The following is a 2,152-nucleotide window of genomic DNA, read 5'->3' as shown; positions in this document are numbered from 1 at the left end:
CGGCTGCTGGGGCTGTGCGGCGGCGTCCGGTGCCCGGCCGCCGAGCAGCCCGCCGATCACGGCGGCGGACAGCGCCGTGGCCGTGGCCACCCGCCGCCTGGCAGATCCGCCCAACTCCGCCTGCCCTCCGTCCGTTTCCGGTGCCGTGCACCGGCCCCCGGCCGTCTCCTCGACCATACGCCGACGCTGTCGGCCGCTCATCGACCGCGCGTTTCGGCGCGGTTAAGGATGCCCGTACGTGTCCCATACACCAGCACCCGCGGACACCCGGGGCGCCCGCCCGCACGCGGGGCGCAGCGGAGAGCCCACCACCGCGGCACCGCCGCTGTCAACGGCCGGTCGGCCCCGATCCGCCGGAGGAGCGGGCCGGGCTGCCCGCGCCGTCAGGGCGCGGACCCGGCGACGCGCTCCTCGATGCCGACGTAGTGCTGCCGCACGGCGTCCCTGGCCCGTTCGGGATCGCCGCTGAGCACCGCGTCGAGAATACGGGCGTGCAGCTCGTGGATCACCTCCGGGTCGCGGTGCGGGGCGGTGGGTGCGGCCCGGTGGTAGGCCACCCAGAAGAGGTCGAAGAGCTGGAGCAGCATCGAGTTGCCGAGGTCGGCGAAGAGCAGCCGGTGGAACTCCCGGTCCAGCTCGGCGATCTCCTCGTGCCGGTCCGCCGCCGCCCGCATGCCGGCCAGCACCTCGCGCAGCGAGTCCACGCTCCGCGGCGTCAGCGACCGCATCGCGTCGGCGATCATCCCGGACTCCAGCGCCTTGCGCAGCGCGACCAGCTCGCCGAGCGCGCGGGGGCCCTGCATCAGCCCGTACGGGAGGTTGTCGAGAAGGGGGGTGAAGGAGAAGTCCCGGACGAACACGCCGCTGCCCCGGCGGGTTTCGAGCACGCCCGTGGACTCCAGGGCCTTCACCGCCTCCCGGACGGAGTTGCGGCTGACGCCGAAGAGCCGGGCCAGCTCGGCCTCCGGCTTGAGCGGGTCGCCGGGCCGCAGCCCGCGCTTGATGATGTAGTGCCTGATCTCGTCCTGCACCGTCTTGTGCAGCGGGGGTACGGTCCCCACCCGCTTGAACGCTGGTTGCACCGGCGACTCCCGACTTGTCTCGTCCACTCGCGAATCCCCGTCCTACCACGGCTCTTGACAGGGGCGCACCGTGAACCTACGGTCCCGAACTTGTAGGATATCTTGCAGGCTCTGAACGTTCCCATAGGGGGAGCCGGTGGCACCAGACACAGGGTCGGCCCTGAGCATCAGGGACTTGACCGTCGAGTTCGACACCCCGGCCGGCGTGGTGCGCGCGGCGGACGGCGTGAGCTACGACGTCACCGCCGGCGAGACCCTCGGCGTCGTCGGCGAGACCGGCTCGGGCAAGAGCGTCACGGCCCTGGCCGCGCTGGGGCTGCTGTCCGCCGGGAACGTGCGGCGGGTGACCGGGCAGGCCCTGCTGGGCGGCACGGACCTGCTGGCGCTGCCGGCGGACGAACTGCGCGCGGTGCTCGGCCGCGACGTGGCGATGATCTTCCAGGACCCCGGCTCGGCCCTCAACCCGGTGCAGCGCGTCGGCGACCAGATCGCGGAGGCGCTGCGGGTGCACGACCGGACGCTGACGGCGCCCGCCGCGCGGGCCCGGACCGTGGAACTGCTCGACGAGGTCGGCGTGCCGAACCCCGCCGGGCGGTACGACGCGTACCCGCACCAGTTCTCCGGCGGGATGTGCCAGCGCGCGGTCATCGCGATGGCGATGGCCAACCGGCCGCGGGTGCTGATCGCGGACGAGCCGACCACGGCGCTCGACGTCAGCGTCCAGGCGCAGATCCTCGACGTGCTGCGGCGGGCGGCGCGGGAGACCGGGGCGGCGACCGTGCTGATCACCCACGACCTGGGGGTGGTGGCGGAGACCGCCGACCGGCTGTGCGTGATGTACGGCGGGCGGGTGGTCGAGTCGGGCACGGTGTACGACGTCTTCGCCCGGCCCCGGCACCCGTACACCGCGGCCCTGCTGGCGTCGCTGCCGCGCCTCGACGCCCGCGCCGACCGCCTCACGCCCATCCCGGGCCGGCCCCCGGACCTGATCGAGGCGACCCCGGGCTGCCCGTTCGCCCCACGCTGCCCGGTGGGCCGCGACCGCGCACGGTGTGCGCAGGAGCGCCCCG

At 74.2% G+C, this 2,152-nt stretch carries 2 protein-coding genes; one reads left to right on the top strand and one right to left on the bottom strand.

The features are described from left to right. Positions 1-383: 383 nt before the first annotated feature. Positions 384-1,109, bottom strand: coding sequence for a FadR/GntR family transcriptional regulator (locus H5J30_RS28925; RefSeq protein WP_309505663.1), 726 nt, complete (start codon positions 1,107-1,109; stop codon positions 384-386). 148 nt (positions 1,110-1,257) lie between these two features. Between H5J30_RS28925 and H5J30_RS28920 the strand changes: the two genes are divergently transcribed. Further along, positions 1,258-2,152 (top strand): ABC transporter ATP-binding protein (locus tag H5J30_RS28920; RefSeq protein WP_181790229.1); only part of this gene is annotated, 895 nt, incomplete at its 3' end.

This window comes from Streptomyces phytophilus, assembly GCF_013870535.1.
GTDB classification, from domain to species: domain Bacteria; phylum Actinomycetota; class Actinomycetes; order Streptomycetales; family Streptomycetaceae; genus Streptomyces; species Streptomyces phytophilus.
Note: the sequence above shows the minus strand (reverse complement) of the source record. Positions and strands in the feature narration are given on the sequence as shown.